This is a genomic window from Pseudomonas sp. K5002 (assembly GCF_013386655.1).
Lineage (GTDB): Bacteria > Pseudomonadota > Gammaproteobacteria > Pseudomonadales > Pseudomonadaceae > Aquipseudomonas.
In genome coordinates, this window is record NZ_JACARK010000020.1 from 1 (window position 1) to 17,438 (window position 17,438).

Below are 17,438 nucleotides of genomic sequence, written 5' to 3' on the forward strand. Positions count from 1 at the left end.
GCCGGCAGGCCGGCGTCGATCCAGCATTGCACGGTCAACTCGGCGACTTTCGGGGTCAGTTCGCTCGGTTTGAACAGTACGGTGTTACCCGCCAGCAAGGCCGGTACGATGTGGCCGTTAGGCAGATGACCGGGGAAGTTGTAAGGGCCAAACACCGCCACCACACCGTGGGGCTTGTGGCGCAATACGGCAGTGGCGTCGCCCAACGGGCCGCTCTTTTCGCCGGTACGTTCGCGGTAGCTTTGCACCGAGATCGCGACCTTGTTGACCATGCTGGTGACTTCAGTCGCCGATTCCCACAAAGGCTTGCCGGTTTCCTCACCGATGCAGCGGGCGAGTTCGTCAGCACGACTCTTCAGGTTGGCGGCGAAGGCTTCCAGCACGCTCAGGCGCTCTTCCAACGAACGCTTGGCCCAGGCCGGAAACGCCTGGCGTGCGGCCTGGACGGCGGACTCGACCTGCTCGGCGGTGGCGCCATTACCCGACCACACCACCTGCTGGGTCACCGGGTTCAGCGACTCAAACACTTCACCCTGGCCAGCCAGCCATTCACCTGCGATGTATAGCGAATTCATTATTTCGACTCCCGGGCAGCGGACAACGGTACGGCACGCACTTGATCACCGGCGATCAGTTGCAGGCGCTTGGCGGTCTGTTGATCGACCACCAGGGTGCCCGCAGCCAACCGCGCCGGCGCGGCGGTGATACGGCAATCTTCACGTTTGCGGTTATGGATCAGGAACGGCGTGGCGTCGTCGCCCGGCGTACCAATCGCCAGCACCAGCGCTTCGCTGTCGCGCACGGCGCGGATCTTGGTGGTTTCACACTCCACCGCCGGGCCCGCGTCGAAGATGTCGACGTAGCCCTGGTAGCTGAAACCTTCGCTCTTGAGCATGCTCAGGGCCGGCTCGGTGTCGGTGTGGACCTTGCCGATCACGTTGCGCGCGTCTTCAGACAGGAAGCAGGTGTACAGCGGAAACTTCGGCATCAGCTCGGCGATAAACGCCTTGTTGCCCACGCCGGTGAGGTAGTCGGCCTGGCTGAATTCCATCTTGAAGAAGTGCCGGCCGAGGCTTTCCCAGAACGGCGAGCGCCCGGCTTCGTCGGACATGCCGCGCATCTCGGCGATGATCTTGTTGCCGAACAGCTGCGGGAATTCCGCGATAAACAGCATGCGCGCCTTGGCCAGCATGCGGCCGTTAAGGCCGTTGCGGTAATCGGCGTGCAGGAACAACGAGCACAGCTCGGAGTTGCCGGTCAGGTCGTTGGCCAGAAACAGCGTCGGGATTTCACGGTAGATGTTCAGCTCCTGGGAGGCGCTGACCGTCAGGCCGACCCGGAAGTTGTACCAGGGCTCGCGCAGACCGACTGCACCGGCGATGGCGGAAATCCCCACCACGCGACCTTCGTCGTTTTCCAGCACGAACAGGTAGTCCGCATCACCGCGCCCGGCTTCGCCGCGAAAGGTCTTTTCAGCCCAGCCGACCCGATGGGTCAGGCGCTCTTCGTTGGCCGGCAAGGTGGTGAGGCCGGTGCCGGTGCTGCGCGCCAGATCAATCAGGGCCGGTAAATCGCTGCTGCGTACGGGACGAACGATCATGCTATCTCCTCAAACGGGCCGCCTTGCAAGCCACCCGCGAAACTCATTCTTAAACCGCTACCAGTCGAACGCTGGCACCTTCGCCGACGCCCAGGGCTTCGGCGGTTTCCAGGTCCAGGGTCACTGGCTTGCCCGGCGCGTAGTCCAGCTCCAGCATCACCGCGCGGTAATCCTGCAACTGGCCGTTGCTCACCAGGTACTGGCGGCCGACACCCTTGACCATCTCACCGATCTTCACCGGCACCACACGGCTCTGGGCGATCGAGCGAATGCCCGAGACGCGCGCATGCAGGGTTGGGCCGCCGTCGAAGATGTCGATGTAATGGTCGGTCTCGAAGCCTTCGCGCATCAGGATGTCGAAGGTGATCTGCGCCCGCGGGTGCACCTGGCCCATGGCTTCCTGGGCGGCGTCCGGCAACAGCGGCACGTAGATCGGGTAATGCGGCATCAGTTCGGCCAGGAAGGTCCGGCTCTTCAACCCGCACAGGCGCTCGGCGGCGGCGTAGTTGAGGTCGAAAAAGTTGCGGCCGATGGCGTCCCAGAACGGCGAATCACCGTTCTCGTCGCTGTAGCCCACAATCTCGGTGACCACCGAATCGGCGAAGCGCTCCGGGTGGCCGGCCACGAACAGCAGGCGGCCACGGGAGTTGAGCTCCGACCACGGCGAACCCACCAGCTCCGGCACCACGTAGAAGCTGGTCAGCAGGCTGTTGCCGGTGAGGTCATGGCACTGCGAGAGCACGTGGATCTTGTTGTGGATCTTCAGCTCGCGGGAAGCGTGCACGAAGGTCTCGTTACGGAAGCTGTAGAACGGTTCCGAGTAGCCGGCCGAGGCAACGATGGCCGAACAGCCCACCAGCTTGCCGGCGTCGGTGTCTTCCAGGACGAAGAAATAGCTTTCTTCACCGTTGAAGCTGACCTCGGCGGCGAAGGACGCTTCGCTCGCAGCGATCTTGTCGCTCAGGCGTTCGACATCATCCGGCAAGGAGGTGACACCAATCGGGCTGTCCGCAGCCAGACGCTGTACCTCGCCCAGATCAGCCATTTGCGCGGGGCGCATCACCAGCATGGTGTCACTCCTTAACTCGAAAACTCACAGGAAAAAATGCCGGACACGATCTTGAAATCAGTGAGGTCAAGTGTGGGAGCGGGCTTGCTCGCGAAAGCGGTGTGTCATTCAACATTTCAGGTGACTGAGCCACTGCATTCGCGAGCAAGCCCGCTCCCACATTTGATCTTCACAGCTTCAACTAAAGAGTCCGGCATACAAAATTTGTGTTGGGCGCCCGACTCGCCGGGCACCCAACGGTCCATCAGGCTTGCGTCAGCTTTTTCACCGCACGTTCGAAGCGGTCCAGACCTTCCTGGATATCGGCATCTTCCACCACCAGGCTCGGGGCGAAGCGCACCACATCCGGGCCGGCTTGCAGGATCATCAAGCCTTCGCGCTCGGCGGCGTTGAAGATGTCCTTGGCCTTGCCTTTCCAGGCATCGCTCAGCACGCAACCGAGCAGCAGGCCCAGGCCACGCACTTCGGTGAAGATGCCGTATTGCTGGCCAATCTTCTCCAGACGGGAAACGAACAGGTCGTGCTTGGCGTTAACGCCGGCCAGCACTTCTGGCGTGTTGATCACGTCGATCACCGCTTCCGCCACCGCGCACGCCAGCGGGTTGCCGCCGTAGGTGGTGCCGTGGGTGCCGACCACCAGGTGCTTGGCCAGGTCTTCGCGAGTCAGCATGGCCGCGATCGGGAAACCGCCGCCCAGGCTCTTGGCGCTGGTGAGGATGTCCGGCACGACGCCGTAATGCTGGTAGGCGAACAGCTCGCCGCTGCGGCCCATGCCGGTTTGCACTTCGTCGAACACCAGCAGCGCGTTGTTCGCGTCGCACAGGTCGCGGGCACCTTGCAGGTACGACAGTTCTGCCGGCAGCACGCCGCCTTCGCCCTGGATCGGCTCCAGCACCACGGCGCAGGTCTTGTCCGAGACGGCGGCTTTCAGCGCCTCCAGATCGTTGTAAGGCACGTGGGTGATGCCGACGATCTTCGGACCGAAGCCGTCGGAGTACTTCGACTGGCCACCCACGTTCACGGTGAACAGGGTACGGCCGTGGAAGCTGTTCAGCGCGGCGATGATTTCGTATTTCTCGGTGCCGAAGCGGTCGAACGCGACACGACGGGCCAACTTGAAGGCGGCCTCGTTGGCTTCGGCGCCGGAGTTGCAGAAGAACACACGCTCGGCAAACGTGGCGTCGATCAGCTTATGGGCCAGGCGCAGGGCCGGCTCATTGGTGAAGACGTTGGACACGTGCCACAGCTTGTTGGCCTGTTCGGTCAGTGCACCGACCAGCGCCGGGTGGGCGTGGCCCAATACGTTGACCGCGATGCCGCCGGCAAAGTCGATCAGCTCTCGGCCCGCCTGGTCCCATACGCGCGAACCTGCGCCACGCACGGGGATGAAAGCGGCAGGTGCGTAGTTGGGAACCATGACCTGGTCGAAATCGGCACGTTGCACCGGGGCTTGCTCAACGGACATCGGAGTCTCCTGAAGAGGAACGCCTGCCTGAAACTGGCGGGCGATGCAGGGATTGTAAGGACAGTTTTCAGCGCGGCCTTGCCGCCAAGCGACAACTTCTTATAGCGCCAACCCGCGATTTTCGCGGGTTTACGCCAATGCGACAAATAGCATCGCAATGGCGCAGTTTAAACCGCCCGGGCCGGTTTTGGGCGGTCGGTGAGGCACAACTATCCAATGCCGTCGCCGATGGCCGTTTTGGTCTGCTGTTGATCTCATCCGCGCACAGGAACAGCGTCATGCCTGGAGATGCCGGCCGAGCACTGATGCCTAGCCGCGCTCGGACGGCACCGACGACAATTCGAACGGGCTGCTGCTGCGGCGCTGGTTGCGGTCTTCACGAGGGGTGGCGCCGAAGAAGTTGCGGTAGGCGCTGGAGAAGTGCGGCCCCGAGGAGAAGCCGCAGGACAGGCCGATCTGGATGATCGACTTGCTGGTTTGCATGAGCATCTGGCGGGCCTTGTTCAGGCGCAGTTCCAGGTAGTACTGGCTGGGGACGCGATTGAGGTATTGCTTGAAGATCCGCTCGAGCTGTCGTCGGGACACGCACACATGCTGGGCGATTTCGTCGGTGGTCAGCGGCTCTTCGATGTTGGCCTCCATCAGCAAAACCGCCTGGGTCAGCTTTGGATGGCTGGAACCCAGGCGGTTTTGCAGCGGGATGCGCTGGCGCTCGCCGCCTTCGCGGATGCGCTCTACCACCAGTTCTTCCGAGACGGCACCGGCCAGTTCGGCGCCGTGGTCACGGGCCAGCACCGCCAGCAGCAGGTCGAGTACCGACATGCCACCGCAGGCGGTCAGGCGGTCACGGTCCCAGTCGAACAGATGGCTGGTGGCGATGACCTTGGGGAAACGCTCGGCGAAATCGTCCTGCCAGCGCCAGTGCACAGCGGCGCGGTAACCGTCGAGCAGACCGAGCTGGGCCAACGGATACACACCGGCCGACAGGCCGCCGATCACACACCCGGCACGCACCAGTTGCTTGAGGGCGGTGCTGAGCTGGGAGGCGATGACGGTCGGTGGCTCATCGGCCAGCAGGAACAGCTTTTGGAAACTTTCCAGCTTGCCGGCCCAGGGCTCACCCGGCAGTTGCCAGGCGCCGTCGATTGGCGGTTCGGCCTGCAAAAACGAGAGTTCGTACACCACGTCCGGATGCACCCGCTGAGCAACGCGCAAGGCCTCCTCAGCCAGCGCAAGCGTCAGTGCTTTAGTGCTGGGCCAAATCAGGAAACCAATTCGATGGGCAGTCATGGAGTGCTATCCGAAGCGAGTAACAGTAATGAAGACAAAGGCCAATGCTAGCCCGTAAACCAACACAAATCTCTAAAGCTGGTGAAGATCCAAATGTGGGAGCGGGCTTGCTCGCGAAAGCGGTGTATCAGTTGATACATCCGGTGACTGATCCACCGCATTCGCGAGCAAGCCCGCTCCCACAGGGGATTGGGCAACCTCAGGATTGTGAAGCTTGCACTAATTCAGTGCATAAAAGCAGTTCTGTTTACTTCAAGCTGCCGGAAAGAAACTGCTGCAAACGCTCGGACTGTGGGTTGACCAGCACTTCGCGCGGGTTGCCACGTTCTTCAACGATGCCTTTGTGCAGGAATACCAACTGGTTGGAGACTTCACGGGCAAAGCCCATTTCGTGGGTCACCACCACCATGGTCCGGCCTTCCTGGGCCAGGTCCTGCATCACCTTCAGCACTTCGCCCACCAGCTCCGGGTCGAGGGCCGAAGTGGGTTCGTCGAACAGCATCACCTCAGGCTCCATCGCCAGGGCACGGGCAATCGCCACGCGTTGCTGTTCACCGCCGGACATGTGGCCAGGGAACGCATCCTTACGATGGCCCACACCGACTTTAGCCAGGTAGTGCTCGGCCTTTTCCCGGGCGTCTTTTTTCGACATGCCCAAGACGTGCACCGGTGCTTCCATGACGTTTTCCAGCGCGGTCATGTGGGACCACAGGTTGAAATGCTGGAACACCATCGACAGTCGCGAACGCATGCGTTGCAGCTGTTTCGGGTCCGCGGCCTTCATGGCGCCGTCCTTGTTGGCCACCAGTTTCAGCTCTTCGTTATTGAGCAGAATCTTGCCGGCGTGGGGCTGCTCCAGCAGGTTGATGCAGCGCAAAAAGGTACTTTTGCCCGAGCCACTGGACCCGATGATGCTGATCACATCACCGGCCGCGGCGGCCAGGGAAACACCTTTGAGCACTTCATGACTGCCATAGCGTTTATGCAGGTCTTGGACTTCAAGTTTGTACATGCGGTCGGTTCTCACAAAAACAGTTGGTCAGTCGTTGAGCAAGCGCCCGTGCCGCAGCGCTTCGCGCCCCGCCACCTTGGCCAGCCAGAAACCCGCTTGGGCATAACGTAGCCGTTCAACGGCAAACAGCACCCCAGGCGTGCCCGCGCAAACAATGCTCACGCGGTCGGACAAGGGATCGATCACTTCAAATATCGGGTCGCCGGCTTCGATTACGTCACCGGCTTTACGCAGGTAGCTGATCACGCCGGCGTGGGGCGCGAACAACAACTCGGTGCCTTCGAAGGGCAGGCCTTCGCAGGGCTCGTGCTGCGGCGCGGGCCATTCACCACGGATCAGGCCTTGCTCGGCGAGGAACGCCAGGATGCCTTCGGCGTGGAAAATCGCCTCGTCACGACCGGTATCGGCCTGGCCACCCAGCTCCAGAGTCGTCGCCAGGCACGCCAGGGGAATCTGCGCCTCGGGGAACGCCCGAGCCAGGCGCAGCCACGGTAGCGAGCAGGCTTCGTCAAACGAACTGCCGCCGGAATCTTCCGCCAGCAGGCCGACCTTCACATTCAGGTGCGCCGACAGCGAACGCCACTGCGGCCAGTGTTGCGGCAGCGCGTACATGTGCAACGCGGCTTCGGCGTCGCAATGCAGGTCGAGGACCACGTCGGCGGTGCAGGCATGGCTCAGCAACACCCGCTGCATGCCTTGCAACTGGCTGCTCGGCGCCGGCAACGCATTGAGCGCATCGCTCATGGCCTGGCGGATCAAGCGCACATTGGCGTGAGGATCATCCCCCAGCTTGCCCTTGAGCAACTCGGTAACCGGCTCGCTCAACTCAACGAAGTCGCGGTTGAAATTCTTGCCGCTGCCGATCTCGAAACGGCCCTGGTGACTGCCTTGCAGCAGTTGCCCCAGGCCCATCGGATTGGCGACGGGAACCAGCTCGATCACGCCGTTGAGGGCGCCTTGCTGTTCCAGTTCCGTCAGGCGCTTTTTCAGCTCCCAGGCGGCGCGCATGCCGGGCAACTCATCCGCGTGCAGGCTGGCCTGGATATAGGCCTTGCGCTCGCCGCTACCGAAACGAAACACCGTCAGCTGGCGTTCGCAGCCCAGGTGACCCCAGGGCAACAGGTGATCGATACGTTCCATATCAATGCTTCCGTGGAGCCAGGTAGCTCAGCCAGCGGCCTTCGGCCAACTTGAACAGGCGCACCAGGATGAAGGTCAGGCACAGGTAGAACGCACCCGCCGTGATATAGGCTTCGAACGGCAAGTAGTACTGGGCGTTCACCGTGCGTGCGGCACCGGTGATGTCGATCAGGGTGACGATGGACGCAAGACTGGTGGTCTGGAGCATCATGATCACTTCGTTGCTGTATTGCGGCAGCGCCCGGCGCAGGGCCGATGGCAGCAGGATCCGGCGGTACAGCTTGTAGCGCGACATGCCCATGGCCTTGGCTGCCTCGATCTCGCCGTGGGGCGTGGCCTTGAGGCTGCCGGCGATGATCTCGGCGGTATAGGCGCTGGTGTTCACGGCAAACGCCAGGCACGCGCAGAAGGTCGCGCTGGACAGCAGTGGCCACATGAAGCTTTCGCGCACCGCTTCGAACTGGGCCAGGCCGTAGTAGATCAAGAACAGCTGCACCAGCATCGGCGTGCCGCGAATCACATAGGTGTAGAGCCAGGCAACACCGTTGACGATCGGCTGCTTGGACACGCGCATCAGGCCCAGGGGCAAGGCCGCGAGCAAACCGAAGAACAGCGAAATGGCCAGCAGTTTCAGGGTGGTCAGCAAGCCGCCGAGGTACAGCGGCATGGCCTCCCAGATGACGTTGTAGTCGAAGATCATAGATCAGCCGCCTTTACGCCTACGGAGTAGCGCTTCTCAAGATGACGCAGGGCCAGCAACGACACGCTGGTGATCACCAGGTACATCGCCGCCACTGCGAGGAAGAAGGTAAAAGGTTCGCGGGTGGCGTCTGCCGCCTGCTTGGCCTTGAACATCATGTCTTGCAGGCCCACCACCGAAATCAATGCGGTGGCCTTGGTCAGTACCAGCCAGTTGTTGGTAAACCCGGGGATCGCCAGCCGAATCATCTGCGGCACCATCACCCGGAAAAACACCTGGAACGGGCTCATGCCATACGCCAGGCCGGCTTCGGCCTGGCCCTTGGGAATGGCCATGAAGGCGCCACGGAAGGTTTCCGAAAGGTAGGCGCCAAAGATGAAACCCAGGGTGCCGATACCGGCGGCCAAGGGGTTCAAGTCAATGTAGTCGTTGTAGCCGAGCAACGGCGCAACGCGGTTAAGCAGGTCCTGACCGCCGTAGAAAATCAGCAGGATCAGCACCAGGTCGGGGATCCCGCGGATCACCGTGGAGTACAGGTCGCCCAGCCAGGCCAACCAGCGCACCGGCGAGAGGCGCAACGCGACCCCGATCAGACCCAGAACAATGGCCAGGGCCATGGACGACAAGGCGAGCTGAAGCGTCAACCATGCGCCATCGAGGATGACAGCCCCGTAGCCTTTCAACATGATTCAGGTCCTCGAAAAGGGGGATGAAAAAATGGCGCAAACTTCAGAGATCCTGGTGCTTGCGCCATTCTGGACAGACAGCTGCGACGGTTTACTTGGCTTCTGGGCCGTAAATGTCGAAGTTGAAGTACTTGTCCTGGATTGCCTTGTACTTGCCGTTGGCACGGATCGCAGCGATTGCAGCGTTGATGCGGTCCAGGTTTTCCTTGTCGCCTTTACGTACCGCGATGCCGATACCGTCGCCGAAGTACTTGGCGTCAGTGAAGGCCGGGCCGGTGAACGCGTAGCCTTTACCGGCTGGCGTGTCGAGGAAACCTTCCTGCAACAGGGTGGCGTCGGCCACGGTGCCATCAAGGCGACCGGCTTCTACGTCCAGGTAGATTTCGTTCTGCGAGCTGTAAGGAACAATGGTGGCGCCTTTGGGAGCCAGCACTTCCTTGGCGAAACGGTCGTGGATCGAACCGCGCTGCACGCCGATTTTCTTGCCTTTCAATTCATCCAGGCTGTCGCTGACGGCAGTGCCTTCCTTCAATACCAGGCGAGCTGGGGTCAGGTAGTAGCGGTTGGTGAAGTCCACGGACTTCTTGCGATCGTCGGTGATGGACATCGAGGACAGGATGGCGTCGATCTTGCGCACTTTCAGCGCCGGGATCAGGCCGTCGAATTCCTGCTCGACCCAGGTGCACTTGACCTGCATCTGCTCACACAGGGCGTTGCCGATGTCGTAGTCAAAACCGACGATGCTGCCGTCCGGTGCCTTGGAGGCAAACGGAGGGTAAGCCGCTTCAATACCAATCTTCAGTGGCTTGCCTTCGGCGAAAGCCTGCATGGACAGCACGGACAGCGCCAGGGCGCCCAACAGCACGAGTTTCTTCATCTTGGGACTCCATCGGTATAGGGCAAAACAGCAGTATGAGCCAGGGCCCACGATGCGAATGAGTGAAACCGAATAGCGGTGCTGCGTCCTGCGCCAGTTCAGCATCGGCGACGACGAGCGAGTGATCGGCATTCTAACGACAGGCCGGAAGCCGATATTTCCTCAATGCGACAACAATTTACAGAAGCACCGAGAAAGCGGTTCCAGCACATTGACAGCCTCTTGATTTTATGCAGAGGCAAAAGATATTAAACCTGTTAACGCTGCAAGTTGCGGGCCTATTATTCGCAAACCCTTCTAGCACGGCAAGTGTAGCGTTGGATCTAATTTTTCAGGGCGTCTAAGACGCGGGTTTTCGGGGCAACGGCGTAGCACTTTGCCTCATGTTTGGGCGTGGGGTTACACATTTGCCGGGCTCGGTAACATTCAGAAACTTCCTACAACACAATCCGATATTTATTGGCTTTGTGTAAGTCGCCCCACTGAATGACCAATCTTGGAATGCAATCAAAATGTGGGAGCGGGCTTGCTCGCGAAGGCGGTGTGTCAGTGGGTGATGTGCTGGCTGACACGCCGCCTTCGCGAGCAAGCCCGCTCCCACAGGGGTTATAGGTCGCCTGTCCGATCGCACAAAAAAGCCCCACCCGGCCTACGCCGAATGGGGCTTCGTCCCACAAACCCGCCTTACGCGACGTTCATGGTCTTGTGCGTCTCGATCAAATGCGCCACAACACTCGGATCCGCCAGGGTGGAGATATCGCCCAACCCGTCGTATTCAGCGGTGGCAATCTTGCGCAGGATCCGGCGCATGATTTTCCCCGAACGGGTCTTCGGCAAGCCCGGTGCCCACTGGATCACATCCGGTGAAGCAATCGGCCCGATCTCTTTACGCACCCAGTTTTTCAACTCCAGGCGCAACGCTTCATTCGGCTCTTCGCCGTTTTTCAGCGTGACATACACATAGATGCCCTGGCCCTTGATGTCATGAGGCACCCCCACCACCGCCGCTTCCGCGACTTTCGGGTGCGCAACCATGGCGCTCTCAATTTCGGCGGTGCCCATGCGGTGGCCGGACACGTTCAGCACGTCATCCACCCGCCCGGTGATCCAGTAGTAGCCATCCTCGTCACGGCGCGCACCGTCACCGGTGAAGTACATGCCACGGAAGGTCTTGAAGTAGGTGTCCACAAACCGGTCATGGTCGCCATACAGCGTACGTGCCTGGCCCGGCCACGAATCCAGGATCACCAGGTTACCCTCGGCCACGCCTTCAATCAGGTTGCCGAGGTTATCCACCAGCGCCGGTACCACCCCAAAGAATGGGCGCGCCGCCGAACCCGGCTTGAGCGCATGGGCGCCCGGCAGCGGGCTCATCATGTTGCCGCCGGTCTCGGTCTGCCACCAGGTATCGACGATCGGGCAACGGGATTGGCCGACGTTCTTGTAGTACCAGTCCCACGCTTCCGGGTTAATTGGCTCACCCACCGAACCCAGCAGGCGCAAGCTGCTGCCATCGGCGCCTTCGCAGGCGGCGGTGCCGGAAGCCATCATGGCGCGGATCGCGGTCGGTGCGGTGTAGAGGATGTTCACTTTGTGCTTGTCGACGATCTTCGCCACCCGGGTGATGTCCGGATAGTTCGGCACGCCTTCGAACATCAGCGTGGTCGCGCCGTTGGCCAGTGGGCCATAGACGATATAGGTGTGGCCGGTGACCCAGCCGACGTCGGCGGTGCACCAGTAGATTTCGCCCGGGCGGTAGTCAAACACGCGCTCGTGGGTCAGGGCTGCGTACAACAGGTAGCCGCCGGTGGTGTGCTGCACGCCCTTCGGCTTGCCGGTGGAGCCGGAGGTGTAAAGGATGAACAGCGCTTCTTCGGCGCCCATCTCTTTCGGCGCACACACGGTGCCCGCCACTTTCATCAGGTCTTCGTACCAGATGTCGCGATGCTGGTTCCACTTGATGTTGCCACCGGTGCGCTTGCACACGATGACTTTCTGGATGCTGCTGGTTTCCGGGTTGGTCAGGGCGTCGTCGACGTTGGCCTTCAGGGAAATCTTCTTGCCGGCACGAATGCCTTCGTCGGCGGTGATCACCACCTTGGATTTGCAGTCGATGATCCGACCGGCCAGGGCCTCTGGCGAGAACCCGCCAAACACCACCGAGTGAATCGCACCGATCCGGGCACAGGCCAGCATGGCGACCGCGGCTTCGGGAATCATCGGCATATAGATAGTCACCACGTCGCCGCGGTGCACATCCTGGCCGCGCAGGGCGTTGGCGAACTTGCAGACTTCTTCATGCAGCTCGCGGTAGGTGATGGTGCGGCTTTCGGCAGGGTCGTCGCCCTCCCAGATGATTGCTGGCTGGTCGCCACGCTCGGCGAGGTGGCGGTCCAGGCAGTTGTAGGAAACGTTGAGGGTGCCGTCGGCAAACCATTTGATGTCGACATGGTGATCGTCGAAGGAGGTCTGCTTCACCGTGGTGAAAGGCTTGATCCAGTCAAGGCGCTTGGCTTGCTCGCGCCAGAAACCGTCGGGGTTGACCACCGACTGCTGGTACATGGCCTTGTAGGTCGCCTCATCGGTCAGCGTATTGGCTGCTACTTCGGGGCGAACGGGGTACAGAGAAGCCGCACTCATCTTTCTTACCTCGGTGACATAGTTGTTGTTGTATGGCCCTGTTGTAGCCGGGCCGGACCTATAGAACCATTCGACGATGGTAGTAACAAGCCCCTACAAATTGCCCACCTATCCCCTGGCAGCGCTCTGGCCCGCGGCCCGTGGCGCTTTGCAGGTTTCTGAAAAAACCTTCATTTCGCGATTGTTACAAAAACCACCAATAGTGTTTATCAAAAGCACGGGTATATGAATATAACTCGGACGCCTAAAATCAACCTCGCCATCAAGGCACTGTGATTAACAACGTAACAGCCCCCACGAAGGCAACGTTAATCCGAACTTCCCAATCAAGTTACACACGTGGCCTCACAAGGGCCCCGTGACCCCTTTCGACCGCCAAAAGGTAAATAGTCAAATGAAAGCGTTATTAGTTATGGCCCTTAGCAGCTTGTGCGCCACCGCCGCCCTGGCCGACGAAGCCCCGACTGACGTAGCCAGCCAGAGCACCCCGATTGTTGAGGATTACACTTACAGCACCCATCTGGACGTCGCCAAAGTAGTGTCCATGAGTGAAGTCCCGGATGTATGCAAAGTTGTACCGGTAAAAATGGAATATGAAGACTCACAAGGTCAGCGTCATATTCTTCAATATCAGGTCATGGGTAACGGTTGCTCTAACGGATAATAACTTCGTTAGTTTGAACTGAACCTGATCTTATTCGCCGCAAGAAATCGTTCTTGCGGCAAAGAGCCGGCTTATCCCCTACCGCTTGAATCGAATGCTACGATTGTGGCGCCGCCACCTCACCTGCAAGGCAGGATGCATTCATGCGAGCCAGTTTCGAAAAAATCCCCACCGAGGCGAACACCTCCTGGACCCTGCTGAACAGGCGTCTACCGGAGGCGATTCCGTTTGAATGGCATCACCATCCCGAATACGAACTGACCCTCACCCTCAACAGCCGCGGGCACCGCTATATCAGCAACGATGTGGCGCTGTACGATGACGGCGACCTGGTGCTGGTGGGCCCGAACGTGCCCCATAGCTGGTCTTCCGCCGAGCTGATCGACCCCGCCAAACCGCACATTGCCCTGGTCATCTGGTTTTCCGAGGCCTGGGCGGACTCGCTGGTGCAACTGTTTCCGGAGATGGGGTCGACGCGCGCGCTATTGGCTGCTGCGCGACAGGCGTTGAGTTTCAGTGATGCTACGTCCCGGGCGCTGCGCCCGGTGATCGAAGCCATGGTCGAGCAAGACGCTTCCCAGCGACTGATCTCGTTGCTCACCGTGCTCAACACATTGTCCCGGGATATCGCCGCGCAGCGCATCGCGACGGAAAACGCCGCCCCTCACATCGTTGAAGACGCGCGCATCCGCCGCGTTCTGGACTACCTGCACGGCCACTATGCGCAACCTGTCGGCATTCCCGAGCTGGCGCAAATGGCCTGCGTCAGCGTTTCAGCCTTCCATCGCATGTTCCGCAAACACACACGCTGCACGGCGCTGGACTACATCGCCCGGCTACGCATCGGACATGCCTGCGCTTTATTGATGCAGGGCAACCTGGCGGTCAGCGCGATTTCCGAACAGGTCGGCTATGCCTCCCAGGCGTTGTTCAATCGACAGTTCAAGGCGCACAAGGGCATGACGCCGTCACAGTTTAGGCTGCAACATGGGCATCACTTTCAATAAGCCGATTCTTCTATACGCCTCGCAACAAACGCCACAATCGTACTGCCAAACGCTGCAAACCAGGCTGCCCCCCAGACGGGCCGAGGTGATTCCATACCTGTATGCACAACAACAATACAGGTCACCCCATGAGCAACTACCACGCCTTCGAATGTGCCGAGCTGCCGGACGACTACAAGCGCAGCATCGTCGCCATGAAAAAGGCCCTGCGCGCGCAGATCGGCGACGTGCCTGGGCTGTTCGCCGAGGTCAGCGAGTTCATCAGGGCTGAAATCGCCTCGATCAAGGCCCAGCAGTCTGCCTGGCCCGAACTCGACTTTGAAACCATCGCCACCGGCCAGGTCACCGAAGCACAACGAGCCCTCATCAAGCGCCGGGGCTGCCTGGTGATCCGCAACCACTTCCCCAGGGAACAGGTGCTGGCGTGGGACAAGAGCCTGCTGGACTACCTCGACCACAACCTTTTCGACGAGGTGTATCGCGGCCCGGCTGACAACTTCTTCGGCAACCTCGAAGCCTCACGCCCGGAGATATTCCCCATCTATTGGTCCGACGCCCAGATGCAACTGCGCCAACACCAGCGCATGGGCGCCGCACAGTCGTTCCTGAACCGCCTGTGGACCTACAACTCCCAAGGCCGGCAATGGTTCGACCCAGACATCAATGCGCTGTACCCCGACCGCGTCCGCCGCCGCCCACCCGGCACCACCTCCAAAGGGCTTGGCCCGCACACCGACTCGGGCGCCCTGGAACGCTGGCTGCACCCGGCCTACCTCAAGGTGTTCGACAAGATCTACCGCAACGACTTCAAGTCCTACGACCCCTGGGACGCCGCCCATCGCACCGAAGTCGATGAATACGCCTACAAGGACACGGTGAAATGCTCGGCCTTCCGCACCTTCCAGGGCTGGACCGCACTGTGCGACATGCAGGCCGACCAGGGCGTGCTGCATACCTTGCCGATCCCCAAAGCCATGGCCTACATGCTGCTGCGCCCATTGCTGGACGACGTCCCCGAAGATGAATTGTGCGGCGTTGCGCCGGGCAAGGTGCTGCCGGTTTCAGAGAAATGGCACCCGCTGCTGGTCCAGGGCATGACCCCGATTCCGGACGTGCAGGCCGGCGATTCGGTGTGGTGGCACTGCGACGTGATCCACAGCGTCGCCCCCGTCGAAAATCAACAGGGCTGGGGCAACGTGATGTACGTGCCCGCCGCGCCCATGTGCCCGAAAAACCTGCGGTACGCCAAGGATGTGCTCAGGGCGTTCGAGCAAGGGGCCTCACCGGATGATTTCGCCCGGGAGGACTACGAGAAAGAGTGGAAAGACCGCTTCATGACGCCGCAACTGAACACCCTCGGCCGCAAAGGGCTGGGGCTGGAATAAGCACCGCTCCCCAAAACAACAAAAAGGGTTATCCCACATGAAAATCCCCCATCGCCTTGCCGTTGCCATCTCCCTCGCCAGCCTTTGCACGTTCGCCGCTCACGCAGCCGACAGCAAAGGCACTGTTGAAGTCGTCCACTACTGGACCTCGGGCGGGGAAGCCAAGTCTGTACAGGTGCTGCAACAACTGATCGAGAAAGACGGCTTCATCTGGCAAAACAGTGCCGTGGCCGGCGGCGGTGGCGCTGCTGCCATGACCGTCCTCAAGAGCCGCGCCGTCTCCGGCAACCCGCCCTCTGCCGCGCAGATCAAAGCTCCGGACATTCAGGAGTGGGGCAAGCTGGGCCTGCTGACCAGCGTCGACAACGTCGCCAAGGCCAATCACTGGGACAGCCTGCTGCCCGAAAGCATTGCGCAACTGATGAAGTTCGACGACCACTACGTCGCCGTACCGCTCAACATCCACCGCATCAACTGGTTATGGATCAACCCCGAGGTGCTCAAGAAAGCCGGCGTGTCCAAAGCCCCGGCCACCCTGGAAGAACTCTACGCCGCCGGCGACAAACTCAAGGCCGCCGGCTATATCGCCATCGCCCACGGCGGCCAACCCTGGCAGGACACCACCGTATTTGAAGGCCTGGTGCTCAGCATCCTGGGCGCCGATGGCTTCCAGAAAGCCTTTATCGACAACGACGAAGCCACCTTCACCGGCCCCAAAATGACCGAAGTCTTTGTCGCGCTGCGCAAGTTGAAGACCTACATGGACCCCAATGGCGCAGGTCAGGACTGGAACATGGAAACCGCCAAAGTCATCAATGGCCAGGCCGGCATGCAAATCATGGGGGACTGGGCCAAGAGTGAGTGGACCGCGGCGGGTAAAAAAGCCGGGGCCGATTATGAATGCGTGCCCTTCCCCGGCTCACAAGGCATTTATAGCTACACCATCGACTCACTGGCCATGTTCAAACCGTCCAGTAAAAATGATACGCCGAGCAACAACGCGGCTCGCGACGACCTGGCCAAGATCGCCCTGGAGCCGCAATTCCAGAGCGTGTTCAACCAGAACAAAGGCTCCATCCCGGTGATCAAGGGCCTGGACATGAGCCAGTTCGACAGCTGTGCCCAGGCTTCCGCCAAGGACTTCGCCGAAGCCGAGAACGCCGGCACGCTGGAGCCGAGCATGGCCTTCAACATGTCCACGTCCCAGGCGGTGCAAGGGGCGGTGTTTGATGTGGTCAGCAACTTCATGAGCAATAAAGACGCGGACCCCGCCAAGGCTGGCAAGCAGATGTTTGCCAGCATCAAAGCCGCAGCCCAGTAACTCCCCGCGACCCGTTCTTGCGCCAAACGGCGCAAGAACTTCCAGACCGAATCTGCCCCAGTTCGGCGCGCTGAAACAAACGCCTACCGCCCGTCAAAAAAATCCAAGCCAGGCAAAGCCTTGTAAACCCGGACCTTGGCTGCAAACACCACCATTTTGGCCGCTCACCGAGACCATCCGCCGCAACACAAAGTCGAATTTTTCCCTATAATGCGCGGGTAAATCGGGCCTGCAATATCCCTTTACATGGGGACGAAGAGCCAGACCTGAGGCCCCCGCTGGAGCCAGTAAGCATTGCTCCGCCCCTCAAGCCTCAAGCAGAACACCCGTAACCCTGATTCCGTTTAATGCGTGCGCTAGCTGCAACAAACGATTCCTTAAGATCCACCGCGGCCTTTGGGCCGTGTGAACACCCAACCATCCGGTTTCACACGGGCACCTTAGAGCCCTCACGCAGGAGACGACACGTCATGCTGAGCTGGGACGAGTTCGACAAAGAAGAAGACGGCGAAGTAGTTGCCAAAGGCGCCAACGCCGGCCACGCCACCGAAGCCAACATGGACCGCCTCGACGGCGCCGGCG

General features: G+C 60.6%; 15 protein-coding genes. 4 read left to right on the plus strand and 11 right to left on the minus strand.

Going from position 1 to position 17,438, the window contains the following annotated elements:
- The 11 genes from HX846_RS01045 to acs form a co-directional block, all read right to left on the minus strand.
- Positions 1-578: aldehyde dehydrogenase family protein (locus HX846_RS01045; protein ID WP_178964819.1), on the minus strand; the 578-nt coding region annotated here is incomplete at its 3' end.
- The gene (astA, locus tag HX846_RS01050) at positions 575-1,600 is read right to left on the minus strand and encodes an arginine N-succinyltransferase (protein WP_003214325.1); all 1,026 of its coding nucleotides are present in this window, start codon (positions 1,598-1,600) and stop codon (positions 575-577) included. The genes HX846_RS01045 and astA, both read right to left, overlap by 4 nt.
- A gap of 49 nt (positions 1,601-1,649) precedes the next feature.
- The gene (aruF, locus tag HX846_RS01055) at positions 1,650-2,669 is read right to left on the minus strand and encodes an arginine/ornithine succinyltransferase subunit alpha (RefSeq protein WP_063027854.1); all 1,020 of its coding nucleotides are present in this window, start codon (positions 2,667-2,669) and stop codon (positions 1,650-1,652) included.
- Positions 2,670-2,913: 244 nt separating this feature from the next.
- Positions 2,914-4,134 (minus strand): aspartate aminotransferase family protein, encoded by a 1,221-nt coding sequence (locus HX846_RS01060; protein ID WP_003214332.1) that lies wholly within the window; start codon positions 4,132-4,134, stop codon positions 2,914-2,916.
- A 309-nt stretch (positions 4,135-4,443) separates the two neighbouring features.
- Positions 4,444-5,424: a GlxA family transcriptional regulator gene (locus HX846_RS01065; RefSeq protein WP_178964814.1), complete on the minus strand. Its 981-nt coding sequence runs from the start codon at positions 5,422-5,424 to the stop codon at positions 4,444-4,446.
- A gap of 247 nt (positions 5,425-5,671) precedes the next feature.
- The gene (locus HX846_RS01070) at positions 5,672-6,436 is read right to left on the minus strand and encodes an ABC transporter ATP-binding protein (RefSeq protein ID WP_003214336.1); all 765 of its coding nucleotides are present in this window, start codon (positions 6,434-6,436) and stop codon (positions 5,672-5,674) included.
- 27 nt (positions 6,437-6,463) lie between these two features.
- Positions 6,464-7,576, minus strand: a complete 1,113-nt coding sequence (locus tag HX846_RS01075; RefSeq protein ID WP_178964815.1) for a succinylglutamate desuccinylase/aspartoacylase family protein — start codon at positions 7,574-7,576, stop codon at positions 6,464-6,466.
- A gap of 1 nt (position 7,577) precedes the next feature.
- Positions 7,578-8,276 carry an ABC transporter permease gene (locus HX846_RS01080; RefSeq protein WP_008435252.1) on the minus strand — a complete coding sequence of 233 codons (699 nt, stop codon included), beginning with the start codon at positions 8,274-8,276 and terminating at the stop codon, positions 7,578-7,580.
- A complete protein-coding gene (locus tag HX846_RS01085; RefSeq protein ID WP_003214341.1) occupies positions 8,273-8,962 on the minus strand; it encodes an ABC transporter permease in 690 nt (229 codons plus the stop codon). The genes HX846_RS01080 and HX846_RS01085 overlap by 4 nt, the downstream gene beginning before the upstream one ends.
- 91 nt (positions 8,963-9,053) lie before the next feature.
- Positions 9,054-9,839: an ABC transporter substrate-binding protein gene (locus HX846_RS01090; protein WP_003214343.1), complete on the minus strand. Its 786-nt coding sequence runs from the start codon at positions 9,837-9,839 to the stop codon at positions 9,054-9,056.
- Positions 9,840-10,523: 684 nt separating this feature from the next.
- Positions 10,524-12,479, minus strand: a complete 1,956-nt coding sequence (gene acs, locus HX846_RS01095; protein WP_003214346.1) for an acetate--CoA ligase — start codon at positions 12,477-12,479, stop codon at positions 10,524-10,526.
- Positions 12,480-12,873: 394 nt separating this feature from the next.
- Between acs and HX846_RS01100 the strand changes: the two genes are divergently transcribed.
- The 4 genes from HX846_RS01100 to HX846_RS01115 all read left to right on the plus strand — a co-directional run bounded on the left by HX846_RS01100 (position 12,874) and on the right by HX846_RS01115 (position 16,856).
- Complete coding sequence (locus HX846_RS01100; RefSeq protein WP_008435250.1) at positions 12,874-13,143, plus strand: DUF2790 domain-containing protein; 270 nt, start codon at positions 12,874-12,876, stop codon at positions 13,141-13,143.
- 143 nt (positions 13,144-13,286) lie between these two features.
- Entirely contained in the window at positions 13,287-14,150 is an 864-nt protein-coding gene (locus HX846_RS01105; protein ID WP_178964816.1) for an AraC family transcriptional regulator, read from the plus strand.
- 128 nt (positions 14,151-14,278) lie between these two features.
- Positions 14,279-15,535, plus strand: a complete 1,257-nt coding sequence (locus HX846_RS01110) for a DUF1479 domain-containing protein (protein WP_178964817.1) — start codon at positions 14,279-14,281, stop codon at positions 15,533-15,535.
- Positions 15,536-15,572: 37 nt separating this feature from the next.
- Positions 15,573-16,856: an ABC transporter substrate-binding protein gene (locus tag HX846_RS01115; RefSeq protein WP_178964818.1), complete on the plus strand. Its 1,284-nt coding sequence runs from the start codon at positions 15,573-15,575 to the stop codon at positions 16,854-16,856.
- Positions 16,857-17,438: the final 582 nt, after the last annotated feature.